The organism is Mesorhizobium sp. M7A.F.Ca.AU.002.02.1.1 (assembly GCF_003998535.1).
GTDB lineage: Bacteria > Pseudomonadota > Alphaproteobacteria > Rhizobiales > Rhizobiaceae > Mesorhizobium > Mesorhizobium ciceri.
Window position 1 is genome coordinate 1 of the sequence record NZ_RZPB01000765.1, and the last position, 2,822, is coordinate 2,822.

A 2,822-nucleotide genomic window follows, 5' to 3' on the forward strand; every position below is an offset into this window, starting at 1 on the left:
GAAGTAAGTCTATGCTGCCTGGCCTGCCACCCAGCCAGACGACCATGCCCACTGGAAATTATAACCGCCCAGCCAACCCGTGACATCGACGACTTCGCCGATGAAAAACAGGCCCGGCACGGATTTCGCCTGCATCGTCTTCTGGTCCAGCCCGTTGGTGTCGACCCCGCCCAGTGTCACTTCGGCGGTGCGGTAGCCCTCAGAACCGGCAGGCTTGATGCGCCAGTCATTGACTGCGGCAGCTATGGTTTTGATCTGGGCGTCCGCAAGATCGGCGAGGTTGCCGTCGATGCCGGTTCGTTCGGCGATCGACTGCGCCAGCCGCTTCGGCAGGTGATTTGCCAGCACGGTCTGCACCGCCTGCCGCCCATTACCGCGCTTGGCACTACGAATGAGGTCCGCCACATCAACTCCCGGCAGCATGGCGATGCGGATTTCGTCGCCCTCGCGCCAATAGGACGAGATCTGCAGGATGGACGGTCCGCTGACGCCGCGATGCGTGAACAGCATCGCTTCGGAGAACCGCGTCTTGCCGCAGGAGACTTCCGCGTCGACGGCGTTGCCGGCCAGCGGCGCCAGCCGTTCGAGCGTGTTTGCGTCGAAGGTCAGCGGCACCAGCGCCGGCCGCGTTTCGACGATGGCAAGCCCAAACTGTCCGGCAAGCTCGTAGCCGAAACCGGTCGCCCCCATCTTGGGGATCGACTTGCCGCCGCAGGCCACGACCAGAGACTGGCACCTAATCGTGCCCGTGGAGAGAGTGAGCACAAACCCCTCCACGGTTTTGCGGACATCCTCAACGCTGGTCGACAGCACCAGTTCGGCGCCCTTGTCCTGCATTTCCGAGACCAGCATGTCGATGATCTGGCGTGCGGAGCCGTCGCAGAACAACTGCCCAAGCGTCTTTTCGTGATAGGCGATGCGGTGGCGTTCGACGAGGGCGATGAAATCGCGTTGCGTATAGCGGCTGAGCGCCGAAATGCAGAAATGCGGATTGCCCGACAGAAAATTCTTCGGGCTGGCATGGATGTTGGTGAAATTGCACCGGCCCCCGCCGGAGATGCGGATCTTCTCGCCAGGCGCCGCCGCATGATCGAGGATCAGTACAGAACGGCCGCGCTTGGCCGCCTCCACGGCGCACATCATTCCGGCGGCACCCGCGCCGATGATCACGACATCATAGGATTGCATCAGGCTGTTCGTTCCCGCTCGGCCCACTCATCCGGCGCAGCGCATTTGTGCTGCCTGATACCGCGAACGGGGCGGACAGCCAACAGGCAAGAACAGCCAGGCAAAGGCTCAGATCAGCGTCTCTGCGAACAACGTCGTCAAGCGCTTCCAGTGGCGTTCGGCGCCCGCGGCATTGAAAACGCTGTGATCGGGCACGCACCAGCCATGCGCCATGCCGGCATAGTTCTCGATGACATGATCTACTTCCGCAACCCTGAGCGCCTCGGCCAGCCGCGCCGACTGTTCCGGCGGGAAACTCCTGTCGACGCCGGATGTGCCGACATAGACGCGCGCCTTGGTCGAGGCTGCCTTGCGATGCGGGCTGTCGGCGGCGTCGCTGGCGAGATTGCCGCCATGGAAGCTTGCGGCCGCTTTTATCCGTTCGGGATAGGTTGCAGCCGCATTCAATGATCGACCGCCGCCCATGCAATAGCCGATGGTGCCGATCGGCCCGGTAATGCCTTCTGCCGCAAGCGCATCGAGGAACGCACCGCTGTCGCTGATGGTCATGTCCTGCGTCGTGCCGGTGACCAGCGCCATCAGCGGGATTTTGGTCTTTTCCTCGGCGAAGGCGGTCTTGGCGTCGAACGGCCCGTAGGGTGCATTGCGGTAGAACAGGTCGGGCACCAGCACCGCATAGCCTTCATTCGCCAGTCGCTCGGCCATACTGTCGAGCGCCGGCCGCGGACCAAAGGCGTCCTGATAGAGAATGACGCCGGCCTTGGCAGGAGATGCGTTTGCCGAGCGGAAAAGCCCGGCATTGGCAACACCATCCCTGGTCTTGATCTGAAGGTCGTGTTTCGTCATCGCTCGCTCCGTTCGACAGATGCGCGATACATATCCGCGCAAGCCTATACGGCAAGGCGCTCCCTGAGCATGGCAGTCAAAATTTCGTGCGGGATTGCGTGACGCTATTGCTAGCCTTCTCGCACCGTCCGCGCACCGACATGCAGCGCGCGGCCGGCACCGAGCCCCATAATGGCTACGCCAAGCCCGAGCGCGACGAACAGGAACGCCGTTCCCGAAAAACTGCCGGTCCAGTCGCGGATCAGGCCCACCAGCAGCGGGCCGAATGCCGCCAACACATAGCCGACGCCTTGCGCCATGCCTGAAAGATGCGCGGCGACATGCGAATCCGGCGAACGCAGCACGATCAGGCTCATGGCAGCCGCGATCAGGCCGCCCTGCCCGATGCCTTGCAGGATCGCCCAGAACAGCACGGTCGAGGTCGGTGCGAACAGAATGCCGAGCAGCGCGATCACCGCCGTGGCAACGAGCGCCACATTGATGCCGCGCTGGTCTTTCAGCCGCATCGCGAAGGATGGCACGGCGAGGCAGGTGATGACTTGCGCCATGACAGACACCGAAACCATGGCGCCGGCGGTGGCCGCATCGAAGCCACGCTCGCGCAAGATCGGCGCCAGCCAACCGAAGATGCAATAGGCAAGTGCCGACTGCAGGCCCATGAACAGCGTCACCTGCCAGGCCAGGCGATCGCGCCAGAGACCAACGACGCGAAAGCCCCGATGACTGACCTGCCGACGGCTGCCCAGCGCCTGCGGAATCCAGATCAAAAGCACGACCAGTGTAGGCAC

At 63.2% G+C, this 2,822-nt stretch carries 3 protein-coding genes; all 3 read right to left on the minus strand.

The window, feature by feature from the left end:
* Nucleotides 1–9: 9 nt before the first annotated feature.
* A complete protein-coding gene (locus EN879_RS30875; protein WP_063168199.1) occupies nt 10–1,188 on the minus strand; it encodes an NAD(P)/FAD-dependent oxidoreductase in 1,179 nt (392 codons plus the stop codon).
* A gap of 108 nt (nt 1,189–1,296) precedes the next feature.
* On the minus strand, nt 1,297–2,034 hold the full coding sequence (locus tag EN879_RS30880) for a dienelactone hydrolase family protein (RefSeq protein WP_063168200.1): 738 nt from the start codon (nt 2,032–2,034) through the stop codon (nt 1,297–1,299).
* Nucleotides 2,035–2,144: 110 nt separating this feature from the next.
* On the minus strand, nt 2,145–2,822 hold a 678-nt coding region (locus EN879_RS30885; RefSeq protein ID WP_348629962.1), incomplete at its 5' end, for an MFS transporter.

Bases quoted from the DNA above. Each gene is read 5' to 3' on its own strand.
- EN879_RS30875 (WP_063168199.1), bottom strand. From the start codon at position 1,188: ATGCAATCCTATGATGTCGTGATCATCGGCGCGGGTGCCGCCGGAATG.
- EN879_RS30880 (WP_063168200.1), bottom strand. From the start codon at position 2,034: ATGACGAAACACGACCTTCAGATCAAGACCAGGGATGGTGTTGCCAAT.